We start from the raw sequence: 20,325 nt of genomic DNA, 5'->3' as shown, positions 1-20,325 counted from the left end.
GTCTCTTCTATCCACGACTTTGATTCTTCTATCCACGATTCTAGTTGTTCTATCCACGATTTTGGCTCTTCTATCCACGATTCTGATTGTTCTATCCATGATTTCAGCTCTTCTATCCATGACTTTGACTCTTCTATCCTGATTTTGGCTCTTCTATCCACGACTTTGATTCTTCTATCCACGATTCTAGTTGTTCTATCCACGATTTTGGCTCTTCTATCCACGATTATGATTGTTCTATCCATGACTTCAGCTCTTCTATCCATGACTTTGACTCTTCTATCCTGATTTTGGCTCTTCCATCCACGATTCTAACTCTTCTATCCACGACTTTGATTCTTCTATCCACGATTCTAGTTGTTCTATCCACGATTTTGGCTCTTCTATCCACGATTCTGATTGTTCTATCCATGACTTCAGCTCTTCTATCCTGATTTTGGCTCTTCCATCCACGATTTTGATTCTTCCATCGTACACTTTACCGTTCTATCCATTACTTTTGTCACCTATCCGTCACCTATGTTTCTACAAAAAAAGTAGACTACTCTAAAGTAGCCTACTAAACTTTTCTTTATTTATCCAATTTGAACGTAATGTCGCCTAATCCGATTTCTGAATTGACTTCAATTTTTACATCTGATTTGTCATATGCTTCATTTACATAAACCCCTTCTCCTTTAGAAATGAGGCCTTCAATATTTGATGTGCCGATGCCTTTTTCTGTCGTAAGCTTTACCCCAACCTTTGATGGTAAAGTGACAGTAGTGCTCCCAACACCTGTTTCAATATTCGTTTCGAAGCTTTTTTTCCAATCGCCACCTAAATTTACTTTAAGATCGCCAACACCCGTGTTAATATCTAATTTTTCAAGCTGCAACCCTTGTAGATCTATTTCTGCATCCGATGCTCCCGTTTCGATTGAGAGATCCATTGGAATATCTTCATTTAGTTTAATATCCCATATATTTTTTATTTTCCCTAAACGCACGTTAGTCGAGCCTTTATGATCAATCGATATTTTTCCTGTCTTGCCGCGTAGGTCATATTTTACTTTTGGAGCCAATTTATCAACATTGTATTGAGCAGTACCTTCAATCCAATCCTTAGCACCTTTTTCTACTGTTATTTCTCCAATTCCAAGCTCTAATTCTACATCTAACTTTTCTGCTTTATCCTTTTCAACTAAGATCGTTTCATCTTTAGTTTTACCTGGTACGACTGAGTTGCACCCCGATAGCGCAATTAATGAGGCGCCTATTACCAAACCAAGTCCCATAAATTTTTTCAATGTAATTTCCTCCCGCTATATAATATTCCAATAAATTCATTATATAGGAATTTTCATTTATAAAAACGACCCTCCGCTTTAAAATCTTCTAAGACCTAAGACGTAGTGTGCACCCCTTCCATGGATCTCAAAAACCCCGTATGAAAACATCATATTCATACGGGGTAGCTGTTAATAGGTGAAAATACGTGAATCATTATAAAGAATAGAAGTATTTCCTTCATGATCCAATGCATGTATCACCAATTGAGAAGTAGCTATTTCTGAATTTAGAGGCACTGATATTAATTGCGCATCATTGGAATCAACTGCTTTCTCAATACGCTCGGTCCCAGTGTCTATTATTAATTTTTCAATGTTATGATCGTTAAGTAATGGAATAACAAGATAGTGAATGTCTTTCAAATAAATAGAATTCATAGTATCTTCTTCGCTCTGTATATATTGATCCAATGCATAGCCTTTACCATCATGCTTGAAAATTGCTATACCTTGAAAGCGATTCTCTGAAAAATAACCCATTCTATACTGTTGTATCGTTATTGTACCATTCATTTTAACAGTATCCGGATGAAAAGGTCCAAGTTTTACAGTATTTCGAATTTCTGCTTCATTTTGTACGTAAACGCGATAGCCAATTCGTTCAGACATATTCCCCAAAATGGCAATTATAATGATGATACTTAGTAGTGCTCGCCAAAACCATTTTTTCACGAGAGCAAATAATGTAAAAATAAACAGGAAAACGGTACTAACTAACCCTACTACCATCCATGGTCGTGTTAAGGCGCTATAGTCTTTCACCTTTCCAGACTTTTCTGGATAAAGATGTGAATCGATAATTGCCGACGTTGTGGATTGGATATCATGTTGAAAAAGTATGATCTTTAAGCCAATGATTAGACAAGCTGATACGACTGCTGTTACGATAATTGGCATTAACGGTGTTCGTCTCTTCGTTTTTTGATTGATTTTTTGAAACGTTTTTTCATGATTTTCATGCGAGAAGTTACCTTCCTTATACATTTCGTTGATGGCATTACGAATCCGATCCATATTCGAACCCCTCCTCTAATAGCGTGATGCCCACCATTTGACGCGCTCGCCTTAATCGTGTTTTGACCGTATTTTCTGGTAGCTTTAGCAATTCTGCAACGTCTTTTAAGGAAAACTCTGCAAAGTGAAATAGTAGTAGTACATCTTTGTATTTCGTCGGAAGTTTCTCAATCGATGCCACTAGCAATGCATCCGTCTCTCCCATCAATACTTCCTTTTCAGGATTATTGGAAAGGCTCTTGAATTTGCTCCAATAATCAATGACTTGTATTTTTTTATAACGCCAGCTTGAAAGATAACTGTGACAATTGTTAATCGCAATTCAATATAAATATGTTTTGATGGATGCTTCTTCACGAAATTGCTCCATTTTTTCATAGTATTTAACAAATGTGTCTTGTACCAAATCTTCAGCTACTGTCCAATCTTTAACATATGTAAAGCATACACGTAATAAATAATCCCCGTACATTGTCATGGCTCTAGATAAGTGAGCGTCCTTTTGTTCTTTTAACATTTGCTCGCCCCCTTTACTTTTACAAAAACATTTACAGTTAGACATGAAAAAGTTTCATGGAAAAATCAAATTTCTCCATGAAACTTATATGTTAAAAGTTATCATTTCCCTCCACTAAAGCTTGTAAGTTAGCGAGAGAAGCCTCGTAGCCCTTCGTATTAAAAGTGACCGTGGTACCATTTTTTTCTTCCTCTAAGACAATAGCGATCAGCGTTTCTTCTATACCTAAGTAAAACGAAAACTCTCGATTTGGCATTACATTGTTAATCGTTAACACCATCGGTAATTTTTCCGCAAGCTGATTTTGTTCATTCGGCATAATCGTGAATATTATTTCTTCTCCTACCGCTAATTTTGGGATTTCCCAAGTTGAATCAGGAGCGTACCATTGCGTCAGCAACTGTTCCTCTGTGACAGCCCGCCAAACTGTTGCAATACTTGCATCAATCCAAATCGAGCTTTTTTCTTGATCCATCATCGCATTCCTCCATTTGCTGAAATCGGCTTTTTCTATAACTTTATCCTATTATAGGAATAAATAACAGTTGCAATTTTAATTCTTTGTTTGCTACACTTTTCCAAATTAACCCAAAATAAAAAGCGTGTTTGACAATTGCTTGTTTAAAACACACTCTTTAAGGACATTTCTTATGTTCTACGCATATAAGCACGAACGGTTAGTGGCGCAAAAATGATGACAACAATTGCAGCACCAATAAGTGAAGCTGACAAATCCCAGCCTATAGCTCCCGAATTTGTAAGTTCTCTGACGGCTGTGACGAGATGTGAAATCGGATTAATTTTCACAAACCACTGTAGGAAATTTGGCAAAGTCTCTGCCGGAACAAAAGCATTAGAAAGAAATGTCAGTGGAAATAGCACTAGCATGGAAATTCCTTGTACACTCGAAGCTGTACGTGCAATGACACCAAAGAAGGCAAAGATCCAGCTAATAGCCCAGGCACAGACAATAACTAAAAGACCCGCAAATACAACGTGACCCAATCCCCCTTCTGGTCGATACCCCATGATATATCCCATAGTAAAAGTAAGCACAGTTGCAATTGTATAACGAATCGTATCTGCCAATAGGGCCCCGGCCAGTGGCGCAATACGTGCAATAGGTAATGATTTAAATCGATCAAACACCCCTTTATCCATATCTTCCCGCAATTGGACTCCTGTAACGATTGAGGTAGTGATGACCGTTTGCACGAGAATTCCTGGAATGATGACTGGCAAATAGTTTTGCACATTGCCCGAAATGGCTCCCCCAAAAATATAGGTGAACATGAGGGTGAAAATAATCGGTTGAAGCGTTACATCAAATAATTGCTCTGGTGTACGTCGAATTTTTAATACGCCTCGATAGGCCATCGTTAACGAATTTTTTAAAGATTGATTGAAGCTCGGCTTCTTTAGCAATTGACTTTTCATACTCTTTCCCCCTCTACTTGCTCAGAGCCTTTGAGTTCTTGGGGAACATTTTCACCAGTAATGGTCAAAAACACTTCATCTAAGGTCGGTTTTTGTACACTAAACTCGTCAAGCTGAATTCCTTTTTGACGAAGTGCGATTAGTAAATCAGTAACAGCGTCAACATTTGCCATCGGGGCCGTAATCTTCCCAATGTCCTGTGTAACTGTTGTTTTTACTTTGAGTATTTGTTCGATGGTTTCACAGGCAACTATGGTTTCCTGATGATTTCGAATATTCAAATGTAAAGATGATGTACCTACAGATGCTTTTAGCTCATCGACTGTGCCCTCCGCAACAACCCGGCCATGATCAATAACGGCAAGTCGATCTGCCAGTTCATCAACCTCTTGCAAATACTGTGTCGTTAATAGGACGGTTGAACCTGTATCTACTAAACGGCGGATCGTATCCCACATTTGATTACGTGTTCGTGGGTCTAAGCCTGTAGTCGGCTCATCTAAGAAAATCAATGGTGGCTGTGCGATCAAACTAGCAGCCAAGTCCAAGCGACGGCGCATACCGCCAGAGAAATTTTTCAATGGACGTTTAGCGGCTTCTGATAAACCGAACTCTTCCAGTAATTCAGCTGCTTTATTCCGGGCCTCTTTACGTCCCAATCCTAACAAACGAGAGAAGATAATTAAATTTTCCGTTGCACTAAGTGACTCATCAACCGAAGCATACTGACCAGTGACGCCAATTAATTGACGTACAATGTGAGGCTCTTTCACTATGTCATAACCGAATATTCGTGCCGTCCCAGCATCTGCTCGTAGTAGGGTTGCTAGCATTCTGATAGTGGTAGTCTTCCCTGCTCCGTTAGGACCAAGTACACCATAGATAGTGCCAGCACGTACGTTTAGATCGACACCATCAACAGCACGATTTTCTCCAAAATGTTTCATGAGACCATTTGCTTCAATCGCCCATTCACTATTCGCTAACGAGCTTTTCATTCTATTCATTGCATTTCCTCCTTCGCATATTTCCATCGTTTCATTTTTCATGAACTTACTGATGGAAATCTCTTTTCTACATTTTTTATAGATGTTATTTAACGTCTAATTATGCCGAGGCATAATTGATTTATCTATAAATGGATAATACAACAAATATATGAACTGAATGTGAACCGAATTTGGGTTTATTATCGCTACGATACTACAGCGTTTTTGTTTTGGGTCACTCTATATAAATTCATTGCACCTAGAGCGACAAATATAGCTACAATGTCCAGCGCCAATTGATAGCTTGAAAAAAAGGTTACCATGAATCCAAATAACGAAGGGGCGATCACAATAAATAACTGATTCAACGTCAAGGCTGCACTTACAGTTAGACCAACATAATGCGGATTCGATTGCTCTGTTACACAAGCGATAAACAGTGAATACCAGCCAAGTGCTACGAAGCCTAATATGAAACAACATAATAGCATCAACATTTTGGCATGTAGCATAAGTGGCAATATGATGATAAGAATAACTGCACTAGCCATTACGATCATTAATAAAAATTCCCGCTTCTGCGCAAAAAATTGATCACTAATCCACGCAATGGCTACCCTTCCAATCATTCCACCGATTAATACAAGGCTTAAATATTGCCCCGCCGCTGTAAAGGAATAACCTCCTTCTTGATGTAAATAACTCATAAAGTGGGCAACGAGTATCATTTGTAAGGTCATCATCACAATTCCAACAATATAGATTGGATATAAATTTTTATTATTTTTAATAGCTTCGAGCTTTTCTTTAAAAGTGACAGAGGTTGCAGCTACTGCTACTCTATTTTTAGGCTCCTGATAAATCAGTAAAAAAAGCAGTCCGCCAGCAATAGCTACTATGCCTTGCACAAGATGCACCGATGTTAGGCTATAGTGATAGTACATATATGTGAGAATGGCTGATGCTAAGGCTCCACCGATTGGAATGCCTGTTTGTCGAATGCCAATAGCTAGCCCACGATGTTTGTCTGGAAACCATTTCACAATTGCAGTGCTGCCTCCCGTTTGTGCACTTCCGTACCATATGCCCACAATTAATAATAAAAATAACAACACTGCATAATTATTGACCAACATAAGAAGTAGCGCTGAAAATCCTAGTAAAATGGATCCCCACCCTATAATTTGTTTTTCTCCTCGTTTATCCATTAAATAGCCGAACAAAATCATCGAAAAAATTGGCCCAATATTAACAGCAGAAACGATAAAACCAGTTTGAAGCGAGGATAATCCCCATTCAATTTGATAAAATGTGGCAATTGGCCCCATGCCGTAAGTTACAAAAGTTGCCGCAGTTTGAGACAGTGTAGCTACTAATACAATAATCCATTTATAATATGTATTCATAAAATTCCCTCCAATGCTGTTTCACTAATTCATTGACTTTACGTATTTGAGTTTACGCTTCCTCAATGAATGCGTAAAATGGAGGAAAATGATAGTAGCTATCAAAAAATTTTATAGGTGTGTGACTTCCAACATGAACATAGAAGAAATAGCATTAAAGATTGAAATTTTAGAGAGGCAAAATCTAAGTAAATCCGCTGAAATAACAAATTATACGCAATCTGCCTTAACCTCAAAAGTAAAGAAAATGGAGGCGGAAATTGGTCAGGAGGTGTTTAAACGTACACCGCAGGGGCTGAAGATTACAAATGTAGGGACACAATATTTAAAATTTCTAAAGCTTATGACACAGGAGTACGATGACTTTTTACAAGAGATTGGTTTAGCGCAAACGAAGTCCAAAATTAGCCTTGGCACTTCCCATACAACGATTAAAATTTATGGCGCATCCATTATGAATGCATTGCAGACAAATAATATTCCTTTAGATGTAGATTTCACTGTGGAATCTAGCACTTCCTTGAATGAAAAAATACATAATGCCGAAATGGATTGTGCACTGACGAGTAATCCTATTAAACACTACCCTGATGTAAATTATGACATGATTGCATCAGAAACATTTGAAGTCATTTCGAACGATTCACATATTATTGATTTTGAGAAACGTTCGCCTGTCACTCTTCTTGTGTTAAGTAGAGGCTGTATGTATACACGTGCGATGGCAGAGTGGTTAAAAATAAATCAAGTTCCATTTACGATGAAGGAAATAAAATCGGTCAGTAGTATCCTTGATTTCCTACAAATAGACAATACAATTGCTGTATTAAATACAAAACTAATTGACCTTTATAACTATTCCAACATTCACTATTATGATTTGCCGAAGTTAAATAAAGTGATCGAGACTGTCTTTATGTACAAGAAGAGCGAGCGTCAACAATCTGCTATTTTTCAATTAAAACATGTGATTGAATCATTGTTGTTGGAAGACCCTATCGAACGAAGCTAGTTCGATAGGGTCTAAATTAATTTATCGGAATGATTTTATGAATTGTCGGAACAATTTTAGGATTTATCGGAACAATTCTAAGATTTGTCGCTCTAATTTTTAGGTTTATCGCCCAACTTTTTATTTTTATCACCCACTTCTCAACAAAATCAAAGAACAGCTAATCCTTGTGATCCAAAATAATGAATCGTAAATACGGAGACCGTTCCCTGATTTCCGTTAAGGGTGTAAAATGCTGTCCATCTTTACTTAAACCAATATCCATTGGTACCATTGGGATCGATCCGGTAAGTGGAAATAGTGCCACTTAAAGTATTAGTTATGAATGCAAAACGTTCATCTTTTGTCGTGATTACCCAGCATACTGTATATCTGTTTGGTACAGAGCCACTGATCACTTGAAGAATCCCGTCGTTGCTTATTGAATAGGATGACAGGGCATTTGAACTTGCTTCGGTAACTAAGAGGATTCCAGAGGATAGAAAATAGGCCCCAATGGACCGTCACCATAAGAATCATTAACGATTGGTTCTGTAACCGTACCATTTTGATTTACGTTGAAAACACTAATACAGTTTGAAGTATACTCGGTTACTAGGAGCTTACTACCATCATGTGTGAAAAGAACCTGAGCGGGCTCGGCATTGAAAGTGCTGAGAGAACGTGAAGAGTCAGCAATCGGAGTAAGGCGCCCGTGTTCATATGCGAAACCCTTTGATGTTCGATGCATAATTGTTTGCGGGATTCCCTACATTAGCAACATAGACAAGATTACCAAACACATCTACACTATTAGGCTGAGCACCTCCCGATGGCTTCACGTCCACGAGAACGGGCACACCGCTGTCACTAATGATAAAACTGCTAATACTATGACTGCCTGCGTTCACTGCAAGAAGAAAACGACCATCACGGGATATGGTTAATGCTCCTTGTGACGTAAGGGGATCGACACCGTTATTTGGGGTTGCCGCAGAGACTTTCCTTATGCCAGTACCTCTACCATTAGCTGGATAGGCACCCACAAAGACGAGCATTCCATTTGTGTCCCTGTAAAAGGCAATGACTTAATTTATGACTTCATTATTCGTCATCATGTAAACCATACTTACACTTGCAGGGGAATTTTTGTTCATATAACCTTTCCTCCTTTTATAGCTTTATATGGTTCTTTAACGGTTTCGATTCCCTGTTTTTTATTTGACGATTTGTCAAATTAAGTGCAACAATTGGACTGCCGAAACAGCTGTCCAATTGTTGTGCAGTATCACCTAGCTTTTTTCGATGTAATAAAAAAACGCGGCAAGTGAAAAAGCCGTTATTTTTAGGTTGAAATAGAAAAACAAAATGATGTCCCTTCTTCGTTTGAATGGCGTGAATAGCTTACTTGAAGAATTCTAGCGATATCATCAATGATCTGCAAACCTAGACCCCCACTAACATGATTTTGTTCAAAGCCAATACCGTTATCCATTATGAAAATCTGATTATCTTTCATTGTTATCTCAAGCTTTGTAGCTTTTGAATGTTTCAAAGTGTTTTGGAACACATTATCGAACATTCGTTGTAACCATAGTTCATTACTTGTCCATGTTACATGGCTATCTTCTGGATGATAGATTAGTTCGATGTTGTGCATTCTATATAAATAGCTCCACTTTTTTATCATCGTTTCTAACAATGTTGTGAGTTGCACTTCTTCCGTTACGATATACGAATTCTCCATTGTGTCTAAGGACTGCAAATTAAATTCATTCGTTAAACTAGAGATATATTGAATTTGCTCATTCAAGGATTCGACCAATTTAGGTTGTTCCTTATAGTATTCTTCTAGATAAAACAATTGTAAGCGGATCGCCGTTAACGGTGTATTTATGTCGTGCCTTAGCTTTTGCAGTAGCTCTTTTTGTAGTTCCTGCTGTTGTTTAAGCTCTAATTCCCGATAAGTAGTTCGCTCAATTAGTATATTCACCGATTGAATTAACTCTCCTATTTCATCCTCACTGCCAACCTCTAATGTACTCGGTGTACTTTCATGACTCGCTAAGTCACGAATCGTTTTGTTTAGCATATTAATTTTCGTCAGCAATGAATTGATCGATTTCGAAAATAAAAATGCTAGCAAACATAAGGATAGGAAGAATACAATCAGCATCGTTGGATAGGCGAAAGATTCATGGAATGGAGTGCCTTTATTTCTAGTTTTAAAAGCGAATTCGTAAAGAATAGACATCGACACACTGATCCCTAATAAGACGATTGGGACACTAACTATGGCCGTAAATAATAATAATCGATATTTTGTTTTTAATGTCATTTCTTTATGTAGGTATTTAATCGATACCCTTCTCCGTAAATATTTTGTAGGATGGTACCTGATGAATCATGAATTTTCGTTCTGATCTTTTTAATGTGAACATTGATGATATTTTGATTTCGATCTTCAAGTGGCCATAAATAGTCAAAAAAATGATCCTTCGTTAACACCCTATCCTTGTTGTCAACTAAATAAAAGAAGATTTTACGTTCGATTGCTGTTAATGAAATTTCATCATGTATATTATTTTTATATAACTTACGATGCTCGATATCAATCAATAGATGTTGGATTTGCGTGAATGTTCCATATTGCTGCTCTAGCATTTTCTGCATTCTTAAAAGGAGCTCTCTCGGATCAAATGGTTTTGTCATATAGTCTTCCCCTACGGTTAACCCTTGAAGCTTGCTCTCTATATCATTACGCGCTGAAAGAAAAATAATGGGGATATTTAAGCCTAGGCTTTTAATGTTCTTTGTCAGCTGATAGCCATCTTCTCCCGGAAGCATAATGTCCATTATGACTAAATCAATTTGATAGATTATAGTCAAAATTTCCCGTCCATCGGTTTTCCATACAACGTCGTAACCTTCACGTTGTAGTATTTTTTGCATCAAATCACCAATCATTTGGTCGTCTTCTACTATTAAAATCTTAAATCCTTTCATTACCTCTACCTTTCTTTGCTGCCAACTTTTGTCTTCATAAATGCTATCGCAAGATTATAAATCTCATCAGGCTTATATAAATAAATACTATGAGTACCACTTAATTCTTTCACTTCCGCTATGTTAATTTGCTCGGCAAATTCCGCATATTTCTGGCTGTGGTACTTCGTAAAATTTGAATCTTTATTTTGTTCAGTAATAGCATCAATTATTAATATCGGTGTGTCTTTTGGTTTCGGAAGCGCCTCTGATTTTAAACTATTTTCGTACACGTGCAGTAGCTCATTTTTCATATCATCATTAAAAACCTGTTTATAGGATAGTGCCTTATATATTTCTTTTTCTTCCGCTGATAAAAATGATTGCTTCATTACTTCTGGATTATATACTTGCGAAGGTGTTAATCGATGGACGCCTAATTTCGTTAGTAAATTCATTCCCTTAACAGTCCATAAATCGATTACTCCCATTTTATGCTCCACATATTGACTTGGCAAACCTATATCAAGCGCAATAATCCCCTTAATTTCTTCCGGATATTTTTGTGCCCAATAAATAGCTTCAACACCTGAAATGGAGTGCGGTACTAATATATAAGGAGGTTTATTTCCACTTTTTTGGAGCGCTTCTCTCGTCTGTGCTAATAATGTATCAATATCTCGTTCGTCCTTCGAGACATCGCTGTACCCATAGCCCGCTCTTTCAATAACAGCAATCTTATGTCCTTGAGAAAATTTACTGTACAGCCCTTTCATTTCATAAATCGGTGCTGCAACTCCTGAGCCTGCCATAAACACATAAGTTTCCTGACCATCCCCCTCAGTGTAAACATTGATTTTTTGATGATCGACCTCAACAAGTGTTCCGTTAGTATCTAAAAGTTTGGATTCCTTACTAAGCTGATAGCGATCATAGCTGAAGATCGCCACTAGTCCAATAAGTATAACTGCAATAAAGTAGATAGCTATTTTTTTAACTATTTTTCTCATGTAATTCCCCTTTCAGTTGATACTGTAACAATAAACAATAAAAATAAATATCTAATTAATTTTTGGCAGAAAATAAAAAAACTGTCTAATAAGTTTTTACCCACTTAATAGACAGCCTTCTATATGTTATTCCACTTGTTCCAGCAAAAGTTTTTGCTGGAGGTTACTATAAATACCTTGTTTTTGCATGAGCTGCTCGTGATTGCCCTGCTCAACAATTTCACCTTGTTGAATAACAAGAATTTGGTCAGCATTTTCGATTGTTTTTAGACGGTGCGCAATAACAAAGCTTGTGCGCCCCTGCATTAAATGCTGGAGACCTTTTTGGATATCGACCTCTGTTTGCGTATCCACACTGGATGTTGCTTCATCTAAAATCAAAATATCCGAATTTTCTAAAATTTCCCGGGCAATAGCCAATAATTGGCGCTGACCTTGACTTAAGTTTGCCCCACCTGCTTGTACAGGTGTATCATATTGTGCCGGTAAATATTTAATAAAATTATGGGCATTCGCGATTTTCGCAGCTTCTTCCACCTCTTCATCTGTAGCATCAAGTTTACCGAAACGAATATTTTCACGAATCGTTCCAGAAAATAAATACGTATCCTGCAAGACAACACCCACTCGTTGACGGATCGTTGCCATTTTATAATCTTCAATATTATGACCATCAATCAAAATTTCCCCTGCATTGACATCATAAAAACGAGTTAACAAATTGATAATCGTCGTTTTCCCTGATCCGGTTGGGCCAACAAGTGCAATCGTTTCACCAGCCTTGGCATGGAAGCTAATATTTTTCAGTACTGGCTTCTCTGGCACATAACTGAAGGATACATGTTGGAATGACACATCCCCTTTTAAACTTTGACAATCAAGGGCCTGTTTTTTATCAGCTACTTCCGATCGTTCATCTAAAATTTCGAAAACTCGTTCCGCCCCAGCAATTGCTGACTGGAATGTATTCAAAAGATTAGATAGCTGATTCAGTGGACGGAAAAATTGACGTGTATACGTGACAAATGCGGCAATAACCCCAACCGAAACGATACCCTTTACCGATAAAAATGCCCCTGTGCCTATAACAACAGTTAAACCTAAGTTATTCATAAAGTTATTAATTGGGCCTAGTAAACCAGAAGTAATTTCTGCTCGTTGCGCCGAGTTACGGAGATTTTCGTTCTGTTTATGGAACGTTTCAATTGTTTGTTGTTCTGTTCCAAAAAGCGTCACAACCTCCGCCCCCGTAATCATTTCCTCAATAGTACCGTTCAGCTTCCCTAAATCATGTTGACGTGCCGCATAGTTTTTACTACTACGTTTAATAATCTGCTTCGTCGTAAAAACAATTAGAGGAATAATAATCAGCGTAACGATTGCTAGCTGCCAGCTAAGCGAGAACATAGCAATACTAACACCGATTACCGTTAGCACCGACGATACGATTTGTGTCACACTTTGTGCTAGTGCCGTATTTAAATTATCAATATCATTTGTTACACGGCTCATTAAATCACCGAGTGCTCGCTGATCAAAAAATCTCAGTGTTAATGTTTGTAGCTTTTTAAATAGTTCTAGTCGCAATGCTCGAATTGTTTTCATCGCCACATGAATCATGACATATGTTTGTAGCCACGTAAAAATAGACGCTGCAGTATAAATAACTGCTAGCACAATACCTAGACGAATCGTACCAGCAATGTCCATTTTCATAATATATTCATCAACGATATGTCCGATTAAGTACGGCCCTGCTAAACTTAAAAATGTAGAAGCTACTACAAAAAAGATAGAGAAATAAAGTCCTATTTTTTGTTGCTTCACATATTGCCATACACGATTAATCGTTGTTTTTTGATTTTTCGCCTTTTCGGTTGGACCAGCCATACGTGGTCCACGTCCGAAATTCATTTGCTTTGGTTGACTTTTACTCATTGTTGTACACCAGCCTTTTGCTGTGAAGCGTAAATTGCTTGGTACGGTTTATTATTCTGCAATAACTGTTGATGTGTACCTTGACCTACAATTTCGCCGTCCTCTACTACAAGAATTAGGTCCGCCTGTTGAATAGAAGCAATTTTAGACGCTACGATAAACGTCGTTGTATCTTTATATTGATTACCAATAGCTTGTTGGATATGTTTTTCAGAGGCGCTATCAAGAGCAGATGTTGTATCGTCCAACACTAAAATAGCTGGTTGTCTTACGAATGCACGCGTTAACGCTAATCGCTGCTTTTGACCGCCAGAGAGATTGGTAGCCCCCTGTGAAAGCTCATATGCTAAGCCTTTATCCAGCCGGTCCACAAATTCAGTGGCACATGCTGCATCAAGAGCTTGCTGTAATTCCTCTGACGTTGCATCCTCTTTTCCAAGACGAATATTATTGTCAATTGCACCTGAGAACAGTAATGCTTTTTGAGAGGTAAAGCCGATATGTTTACGTAAAGTTGATATTGCATAATCTTTTAGCGGCTTTCCATCCAAGTGAATTTCTCCACCAGTCGGGTCAAATAAACGTGGTAATAGTTTCACTAATGTTGATTTTCCACTACCTGTTTTGCCGATAAGACCTACCGTTTGCCCCGCTTTTACTGAAAATGTAATATTTTTCAGCACATCCTCCGCCGATTCATAATAACGATAGCTCACATTGTGAAAGTCAATCGCCCCTTGAATTGGCGAGGTAAGTGGATTTTCTGCTTCCTTTACTGCTACTTCTTTATTTAAAACATCCACGATACGCTCTCCTGAAGGAATAGCTCGTGCAATTTGCATTAGCACCATGCTAGAAGTCATCAATCCATTTAAAATAATCGTTAAATAGTTAATAAATGCGAGGATAACCCCAACCTGTAATGTACCGGCTTCTACTTTAATTGCACCAAGCCAAAGTGCTGCAACAATTGCTAGATTGACAACGAACATTGTAAACGGCACAAGTACACCAACAATTTGCTCTGCTGTAATAAAGCGCTTCGTCAGCGTATCATTTAGCCCGCTAAATTGTTCAATCTGTTGCGTTTCACGACGGAACGCCTTCACAACACGAATCCCCGCTAAATTTTCCTGAAGCTTCGTATTCACACCATCAATCGCTTCCTGCACTCTGCGGTATAGGACACCTGAGTACTTTGTGAAAAAGTACATCGCAATAATTAATATCGGCACAATAATAAGAAGTATAGAAAATAGCTCGCGTGCTGTCACAAAAACAATAATGACCGCTCCAATAAATAATAGAGGACCACGTACAAAAATACGCAATGTCATCATAAACGCACGCTGAACACTTTCCACATCACTCGTTAAAATCGTAATGAGCTTCCCTGTTGTAAAAGCGTCACGTTCCTTTGCCGAATACGTCATCATTTTTTCATACAGTGATTGACGAACATCCGATGCAAAATGGATCGCTGCCTTTGAACTATAATAGGAGCAACCTATCCCTCCAACAAGTCCAAATACCGCACTCATTAGCATCCAAATGAACATTTTCAGCACATATGGATTGTCGCTATTAGCAATACCTGTATCGATCATATGCTGCATAATAGTCGGCTGTAGTAAATCCATCGTTACCTCTAGTACCATTAATAATGGCGCGATCAAGGTGAAAAATTTATAGGGTCCTAAAAACCCTCCTAATTGTTTTATTGCCTGCATTCTTTCGTCTCCGTTCTTTTCTTTCACACCTTAATTATAACTGAAAATCATTCTCAAGTGGTAATTAATTTTTCGAGTCTCGTAATATTCGAGACACGATTGTTAATTTATGTAGGTTTTGGTCACTGTAGTAATTGTTCAGGCTACAACCTAATGAACATTTCCATTTATCAATATATTGAATTAAAGGAAGATTAGGACCAATGTTCATTTACCTATGCTAGAATGAAAGTTAGGATGAAGTAAATATTACCAATAATGTTATAAATCATAAGGGGGGACGAGAAATAGTGTTTCCAATCTTTTATTCCATTGCTATGCTTATCATTTTGCCTGCTAGCTTTATCATTTCATTATGGAAAGCTCCTTTTAAAAGTAAACTAGAATGGTTGTTGGACTCATTGGTGACGACAGCTCTAATCGTTTGGCTATTTCAAGCAGGAAACTGGAGTTGGGTCGGCTATTATGTTCGATTTCTTTGGTTGGTGCTCTTAATTGTCACGATCATTTATTCTTGGAAAAAGGTAAGTAATTTACCGTTTACAATAAAATATTCAGTAAATCAAAAGTTTTCAATTGGTATTTATATTATCCTTATTTTGATTTTTGGTACGTATAATGCTTTGGTCATAAAAAGCTATACAGTAGCCGAAAAAGGAATTGAGCTATCTTTCCCACTTAAAAATGGCACCTACTATGTCGGACAGGGTGGTAATCAAGTATTAATGAACTATCATCAAGCCTATCCAGGTCAAAAATACGCATTAGACATTTTAAAATTAAATACTTTTGGAACCCGTGCAAGTGGACTATATCCAGAAGAATTAAATAACTATCAAATTTACGCAGATATTTTGTATAGTCCTTGTAACGGAAAAGTAGTCGACATCCAAAATGATTTACCCGATCTGCCCCCTCCTAAATCTAATCCAGAAAACCCAGCGGGAAATCATGTCGCCCTAGCATGTGAGAACTATGATGCTACCATTATTTTAGCCCATATGCAAAAAGGAAGCGTAGCAGTGGCAAAAGGAGAAAAAGTAACAGCGGGACAAATACTTGGAAAAGTAGGAAACTCGGGCAATACAAGTGAACCACATTTACACATTCATGCCGAAAAGGATGGGAAAGGTGTACCGATAACATTTAATGATCGATTTTTAGTGCGAAATAGTTTAGTACGATAATATTTAAAAAATGGTTAAATTCTCAAAAGAGGGTGGATAACGATTGTCTGAAAAAAATCAAACAAACAATAGTTCTGTAATTTCTTTAACGGTTGGAATTCTATCATTGCTAATACCTTTTATTGGTTTAATCTTAGGCATTATAGGAATAATATTTTCAAGTAAAGCTGTTAAAGAAATTCATACAACTAATGCAAGTGATAGAGGATTAGCAACTGCAGGTTTAATTTGTAGTATAATAGGGGTTATTTTACAAATCCTTGCGATTTTGGGGTATATAGCTTTTTTCTCAATGACGGTGGTTAATTATTAACAGCTAAATAGAGCGTAATTTGCGCTCTTTTTTAATCTGAGGGAACTCCTTTGTTTGACCCGAGCAATTTTTTTACGTAAGCGTCTCCCCCTTTCTCACAAAAAAATCCACCTCCATGTTTTTTCAACATGGAGGTGGACTTGGCATTACAAATCATCAAAGCCGTTATCTTCTACATTAACCTTTACATACTGGCGAGAACGCTGCTCGAAGAAATCTGTTTTCCCTAAATCAACATCCTCATACGCTTTAATCCACTTTAATGGATTTTTGCGATAACCTTCAAATGGACGCTCCACACCAAGCTGATTACAGCGTACATTGGCATAGAAATGGACATAATCATGCACATCTTCTACATCGAGGCCTTCCACTTTATCGCCAATCACTTCATTGGCCCAATCAATTTCTAGCTGAACAGCTTCACGGAAGATCTCTTGTACACGAGCTGCTCGTTCAGGTGTATCGTATTCAGGATATTCCTCTAATAGCTCCTGATAAATCTTTACAAATAAATCGACATGTAGCTGTTCATCACGATTAATATAATTAATCATCGTTGACGTAGCCACCATTTTTTGATTGCGTGCTAAATGATAGAAGAACGCGAAGCCAGAATAGAAGAATAACCCTTCTAAAATGACATCATATACAATCGCTTCTAGCATATTTTCAACAGATGGCTCCTCGGAAAATGCATGGTAGCCTTTAATGACGAAGTCGTTGCGTCGCTCTAGCACAGGCTCTGTACGCCAAAAATCAAACGTACGATCCTGCTCATCTTTGTTCACTATACTTGATAGCACATAGGAATAAGAGTGATTATGGATTACCTCTTGTTGCGCTAAAATAATCATTAATGCATTTAAGCTTGAATCTGTTAAATAATCCGCTACTTTTCCGGCAAAATCAGTTTGTACACTGTCTAATAGTGCTAGTAAGCCAATGATTTTTAAAAAGGATTCTTGTTCATCTGCTGATAATCCTGGAAACTGTTTGACATCGTTGCTCATATTAATTTCAAACGGTGTCCAGAAGTTACCTAGCATTTTTTTATACTTTGGATATGCCCAGCTAAAACGGACATCATCCCAGTTTAAAATGTTAGAAGAACGTCCGTTGACAATACCTGTTGAACGGTTCGGTGCATCCTTGTCCATAATTTGTCGTTTTGTAATAGTTGTCATTGTTATTTCCTCCTAGCTCGCGCAAGACTCACATTCTAGCAATTCTACAGACGTTGAGCGCACATAATAAGTCGTTTTTACACCGCTCGCCCAAGCATTCATATGCAATGCTAGTAAATCTTTCGCCTTAATCGTATTTTGAACATATAAATTAAGTGAAATGCCTTGGTCGATATGACGTGCTCGTGCAGCATTTTGCTTGATTGTCCAATTTTGATCGATGAAATAAGCAGATTTATAATACCAAGTCGTTACAGGGGATAAATCTGGTACTGTTACTGGAATTTTATAATCCTTCTTCTCCTCTGAATAACTCTTTTGGAAGATTGGATCAATCGTAGCCGTACTGCCCGCTAAAATGGACGTTGAAGAGTTCGGTGCAACTGCCATTACATAGCCGTTACGCATACCTTTTTCAGCAACCGCAGCGCGTAAAGCGTTCCATTTTTCACTGTCATAGCCACGTTTGTCAAAATACGCACCCGTATGCCAATCCGAGCCAGCAAATAACGGGTAAGCTCCTTTTTCGCATGCCAAATCGTTAGAAGCACGAATCGTTAAATACGCAATTTCTTCATATAGCTTGTCCGCAAATTCTACAGCTTCCTCTGACTCCCATTGAATTTCTTTCAAAGCTAATAAATGGTGCCAGCCAAATGTGCCAAGCCCAATACCACGGTAGCGTAGGTTCGTACGCTCTGCTTGTTTTACTGGAATTGTATTTAGCGCAATAACGTTATCTAACATACGTACTTGCACTGGGATTAATCGTTCTAGAACACCGGCTGGTACTGCTCTGCCTAAATTAATAGATGATAAGTTACATACAACAAAATCTCCAGGCTTGCGACGTGTTACGATGACATCATCTTCTAGTGTAATAGATTCGAATTCAGTAGATGACATATTCTGGAAGATTTCTGTGCACAGGTTCGAACTGTAAATCATCCCTTCATGCTTATTCGGATTCATGCGATTGACTTCATCACGATAGAACATAAATGGTACGCCTGTTTCTAGCTGTGAGCGCATAATACGCTTCATAATATCAATAGCTGGTACGACTTCACGACTTAACAATGGATTTGCGATACATTCTTCATATTTAGTACGGAAGGAACCGTCACCCTTTTTCTCATCGTAGAAATCCTCTAGTGAGTAGCCCATAACCTCTCGTACTTCATGTGGATCAAATAAGTGCCACTCCCCACGTGCTTCAACAGTTTCCATAAATATATCCGGTAAGCATAGCCCTGTGAAAATATCATGGGCACGCAGACGTTCATCCCCATTGTTTAAGCGTAAATCTAAAAACGTAAAGACATCTTTATGCCAAACATCTAGATAGACAGCAATAGCGCCTTGTCGTTGTCCAAGCTGATCGACTGATACTGCCGTATTATTAAGCTGTTTAATCCATGGTAAAACGCCACTTGATGCACCTTTAAAACCTTTAATAGATGAGCCTCGGCTACGAATTTTACCCATATAAACACCAATACCACCGCCGTATTTCGATAATGTTGCGACATCTGTATTCGTGTCATAAATGCTTTGTAAACTATCATCTACTGTATCGATAAAACAGCTTGATAGCTGTCCATGTGTTTTACCCGCATTCGATAATGTCGGTGTGGCAACAGTCATATATAAATTACTCATTGCCCAATAAGATTCACGGACTTTTTCTAAACGATTTTCTGTTTCATCCTGCATCAGAGTCATCGCAATAACCATCCATCGTTCCTGCGGAAGCTCCACTGGTGTTTTCGTGTAATCACGGACTACATAACGGTCCATTAATGTTTTTAAACCAATATACGTAAACAACTCATCTCGACTTGATTCTAGGTACGAAGCGAGTTCCTGAAGCTCCTGCTCACTATATTTTGTTGTTAAACTTTCATGATACAATCCAGCTTCTGTATAGTGTGCTAAATGTTCTGGGAAAACTTTATAAACATCCTTCACTGAGACACCACGACGCATTGCAAATTGATCATATAGTTTTTCTAAATATATTTGAGCTGCGATAAATGTCCAGTATGGCTCTTCCTCATCAATAAGGCTAAGCGTTTGTAAAATCATCGCATCAGCCCATGCTTCAAATGTCGCATTGTCGTTTTTTCGTAGCCATCGATCTGATAATCTTACAAAACTTTCAAGTTCATCCTCTGTGTAGTTTTTCTTGAGCTTAGCAATTTGTTGTTCGATTTGAATTGTCATGTAACATTCTCTCCCTTTCCTTCTCCAGCAACACAAAAAGCGATCACGCAACATTTATCGGTTAC

The 20,325-nt window shown here is 37.9% G+C and carries 20 protein-coding genes and 1 pseudogene; 3 read left to right on the top strand and 18 right to left on the bottom strand.

Features of this window, described 5'->3' with window-relative positions:
• The 10 genes from ACIQ7N_RS13475 to ACIQ7N_RS13430 form a co-directional block, all read right to left on the bottom strand.
• Positions 1 to 266, bottom strand: a 266-nt coding sequence (locus tag ACIQ7N_RS13475; protein WP_402932835.1) for a hypothetical protein, incomplete at its 3' end; no start/stop codon positions are given.
• Between the two features lie 13 nt (positions 267 to 279).
• Entirely contained in the window at positions 280 to 453 is a 174-nt protein-coding gene (locus tag ACIQ7N_RS13470) for a hypothetical protein (RefSeq protein WP_402932833.1), read from the bottom strand.
• 118 nt (positions 454 to 571) lie between these two features.
• Positions 572 to 1,288, bottom strand: coding sequence for a toast rack family protein (locus ACIQ7N_RS13465; RefSeq protein WP_402932830.1), 717 nt, complete (start codon positions 1,286 to 1,288; stop codon positions 572 to 574).
• A gap of 171 nt (positions 1,289 to 1,459) precedes the next feature.
• The gene (locus ACIQ7N_RS13460) at positions 1,460 to 2,344 is read right to left on the bottom strand and encodes a hypothetical protein (protein ID WP_402932828.1); all 885 of its coding nucleotides are present in this window, start codon (positions 2,342 to 2,344) and stop codon (positions 1,460 to 1,462) included.
• Positions 2,328 to 2,549, bottom strand: a complete 222-nt coding sequence (locus tag ACIQ7N_RS13455; protein WP_402932827.1) for a sigma factor-like helix-turn-helix DNA-binding protein — start codon at positions 2,547 to 2,549, stop codon at positions 2,328 to 2,330. The genes ACIQ7N_RS13460 and ACIQ7N_RS13455 overlap by 17 nt, the downstream gene beginning before the upstream one ends.
• Positions 2,550 to 2,666: 117 nt before the next feature.
• Positions 2,667 to 2,861: a sigma factor gene (locus ACIQ7N_RS13450; protein WP_402932825.1), complete on the bottom strand. Its 195-nt coding sequence runs from the start codon at positions 2,859 to 2,861 to the stop codon at positions 2,667 to 2,669.
• Between the two features lie 91 nt (positions 2,862 to 2,952).
• Positions 2,953 to 3,339 (bottom strand): SRPBCC family protein, encoded by a 387-nt coding sequence (locus ACIQ7N_RS13445; RefSeq protein ID WP_402932823.1) that lies wholly within the window; start codon positions 3,337 to 3,339, stop codon positions 2,953 to 2,955.
• Between the two features lie 170 nt (positions 3,340 to 3,509).
• On the bottom strand, positions 3,510 to 4,298 hold the full coding sequence (locus ACIQ7N_RS13440) for an ABC transporter permease (RefSeq protein ID WP_402932821.1): 789 nt from the start codon (positions 4,296 to 4,298) through the stop codon (positions 3,510 to 3,512).
• On the bottom strand, positions 4,295 to 5,305 hold the full coding sequence (locus ACIQ7N_RS13435) for an ATP-binding cassette domain-containing protein (protein ID WP_402932818.1): 1,011 nt from the start codon (positions 5,303 to 5,305) through the stop codon (positions 4,295 to 4,297). The genes ACIQ7N_RS13440 and ACIQ7N_RS13435 overlap by 4 nt, the downstream gene beginning before the upstream one ends.
• A gap of 188 nt (positions 5,306 to 5,493) precedes the next feature.
• Positions 5,494 to 6,708 (bottom strand): MFS transporter, encoded by a 1,215-nt coding sequence (locus tag ACIQ7N_RS13430; protein ID WP_402932898.1) that lies wholly within the window; start codon positions 6,706 to 6,708, stop codon positions 5,494 to 5,496.
• Positions 6,709 to 6,826: 118 nt separating this feature from the next.
• Between ACIQ7N_RS13430 and ACIQ7N_RS13425 the strand changes: the two genes are divergently transcribed.
• Positions 6,827 to 7,705 carry a LysR family transcriptional regulator gene (locus tag ACIQ7N_RS13425; protein WP_402932816.1) on the top strand — a complete coding sequence of 293 codons (879 nt, stop codon included), beginning with the start codon at positions 6,827 to 6,829 and terminating at the stop codon, positions 7,703 to 7,705.
• A 149-nt stretch (positions 7,706 to 7,854) separates the two neighbouring features.
• On the opposite strand, the pseudogene ACIQ7N_RS13420 reads toward ACIQ7N_RS13425, so the two are convergent.
• The 6 genes and pseudogenes from ACIQ7N_RS13420 to ACIQ7N_RS13395 form a co-directional block, all read right to left on the bottom strand.
• Positions 7,855 to 8,841 (bottom strand): annotated as a pseudogene (locus ACIQ7N_RS13420) (lactonase family protein).
• Between the two features lie 188 nt (positions 8,842 to 9,029).
• Complete coding sequence (locus ACIQ7N_RS13415) at positions 9,030 to 10,022, bottom strand: sensor histidine kinase (protein ID WP_402932814.1); 993 nt, start codon at positions 10,020 to 10,022, stop codon at positions 9,030 to 9,032.
• A complete protein-coding gene (locus ACIQ7N_RS13410; RefSeq protein WP_132358450.1) occupies positions 10,019 to 10,690 on the bottom strand; it encodes a response regulator transcription factor in 672 nt (223 codons plus the stop codon). Before ACIQ7N_RS13410 ends, ACIQ7N_RS13415 begins: the two co-directional genes overlap by 4 nt.
• Before the next feature lie 5 nt (positions 10,691 to 10,695).
• The gene (locus tag ACIQ7N_RS13405) at positions 10,696 to 11,679 is read right to left on the bottom strand and encodes an alpha/beta fold hydrolase (protein WP_402932810.1); all 984 of its coding nucleotides are present in this window, start codon (positions 11,677 to 11,679) and stop codon (positions 10,696 to 10,698) included.
• Positions 11,680 to 11,805: 126 nt separating this feature from the next.
• Positions 11,806 to 13,617 carry an ABC transporter ATP-binding protein gene (locus ACIQ7N_RS13400; RefSeq protein ID WP_402932808.1) on the bottom strand — a complete coding sequence of 604 codons (1,812 nt, stop codon included), beginning with the start codon at positions 13,615 to 13,617 and terminating at the stop codon, positions 11,806 to 11,808.
• The gene (locus ACIQ7N_RS13395) at positions 13,614 to 15,347 is read right to left on the bottom strand and encodes an ABC transporter ATP-binding protein (protein ID WP_402932806.1); all 1,734 of its coding nucleotides are present in this window, start codon (positions 15,345 to 15,347) and stop codon (positions 13,614 to 13,616) included. The genes ACIQ7N_RS13400 and ACIQ7N_RS13395 overlap by 4 nt, the downstream gene beginning before the upstream one ends.
• Positions 15,348 to 15,637: 290 nt before the next feature.
• Between ACIQ7N_RS13395 and ACIQ7N_RS13390 the strand changes: the two genes are divergently transcribed.
• Both ACIQ7N_RS13390 and ACIQ7N_RS13385 read left to right on the top strand, forming a co-directional pair.
• On the top strand, positions 15,638 to 16,534 hold the full coding sequence (locus ACIQ7N_RS13390) for a M23 family metallopeptidase (RefSeq protein WP_402932804.1): 897 nt from the start codon (positions 15,638 to 15,640) through the stop codon (positions 16,532 to 16,534).
• Positions 16,535 to 16,577: 43 nt separating this feature from the next.
• Complete coding sequence (locus ACIQ7N_RS13385) at positions 16,578 to 16,847, top strand: DUF4190 domain-containing protein (RefSeq protein ID WP_402932802.1); 270 nt, start codon at positions 16,578 to 16,580, stop codon at positions 16,845 to 16,847.
• A 146-nt stretch (positions 16,848 to 16,993) separates the two neighbouring features.
• Here ACIQ7N_RS13385 and ACIQ7N_RS13380 read toward each other — a convergent pair whose 3' ends face one another.
• Positions 16,994 to 18,034: a ribonucleotide-diphosphate reductase subunit beta gene (locus ACIQ7N_RS13380; RefSeq protein WP_402932800.1), complete on the bottom strand. Its 1,041-nt coding sequence runs from the start codon at positions 18,032 to 18,034 to the stop codon at positions 16,994 to 16,996.
• Positions 18,035 to 18,046: 12 nt separating this feature from the next.
• The gene (locus ACIQ7N_RS13375; protein WP_402932798.1) at positions 18,047 to 20,260 is read right to left on the bottom strand and encodes a ribonucleoside-diphosphate reductase subunit alpha; all 2,214 of its coding nucleotides are present in this window, start codon (positions 20,258 to 20,260) and stop codon (positions 18,047 to 18,049) included.
• Positions 20,261 to 20,325: the final 65 nt, after the last annotated feature.

This window comes from Lysinibacillus sp. NPDC095746 (assembly GCF_044763535.1).
Classification (GTDB): Bacteria; Bacillota; Bacilli; order Bacillales_A; family Planococcaceae; genus Lysinibacillus.
The sequence above is the reverse complement of the archived record's forward strand: the minus strand, read 5'-3'. Positions and strand labels throughout refer to the sequence as shown.

Coding starts and splice junctions, on each gene's coding strand:
- ACIQ7N_RS13405 (WP_402932810.1), bottom strand. CDS start 11,679: ATGAGAAAAATAGTTAAAAAAATAGCTATCTACTTTATTGCAGTTATA.
- ACIQ7N_RS13415 (WP_402932814.1), bottom strand. CDS start 10,022: ATGACATTAAAAACAAAATATCGATTATTATTATTTACGGCCATAGTT.
- ACIQ7N_RS13455 (WP_402932827.1), bottom strand. CDS start 2,549: ATGGGAGAGACGGATGCATTGCTAGTGGCATCGATTGAGAAACTTCCG.
- ACIQ7N_RS13440 (WP_402932821.1), bottom strand. CDS start 4,298: ATGAAAAGTCAATTGCTAAAGAAGCCGAGCTTCAATCAATCTTTAAAA.
- ACIQ7N_RS13400 (WP_402932808.1), bottom strand. CDS start 13,617: ATGAGTAAAAGTCAACCAAAGCAAATGAATTTCGGACGTGGACCACGT.
- ACIQ7N_RS13410 (WP_132358450.1), bottom strand. CDS start 10,690: ATGAAAGGATTTAAGATTTTAATAGTAGAAGACGACCAAATGATTGGT.
- ACIQ7N_RS13395 (WP_402932806.1), bottom strand. CDS start 15,347: ATGCAGGCAATAAAACAATTAGGAGGGTTTTTAGGACCCTATAAATTT.
- ACIQ7N_RS13435 (WP_402932818.1), bottom strand. CDS start 5,305: ATGAATAGAATGAAAAGCTCGTTAGCGAATAGTGAATGGGCGATTGAA.
- ACIQ7N_RS13380 (WP_402932800.1), bottom strand. CDS start 18,034: ATGACAACTATTACAAAACGACAAATTATGGACAAGGATGCACCGAAC.
- ACIQ7N_RS13425 (WP_402932816.1), top strand. CDS start 6,827: ATGAACATAGAAGAAATAGCATTAAAGATTGAAATTTTAGAGAGGCAA.
- ACIQ7N_RS13460 (WP_402932828.1), bottom strand. CDS start 2,344: ATGGATCGGATTCGTAATGCCATCAACGAAATGTATAAGGAAGGTAAC.
- ACIQ7N_RS13445 (WP_402932823.1), bottom strand. CDS start 3,339: ATGATGGATCAAGAAAAAAGCTCGATTTGGATTGATGCAAGTATTGCA.
- ACIQ7N_RS13450 (WP_402932825.1), bottom strand. CDS start 2,861: ATGTTAAAAGAACAAAAGGACGCTCACTTATCTAGAGCCATGACAATG.
- ACIQ7N_RS13375 (WP_402932798.1), bottom strand. CDS start 20,260: ATGACAATTCAAATCGAACAACAAATTGCTAAGCTCAAGAAAAACTAC.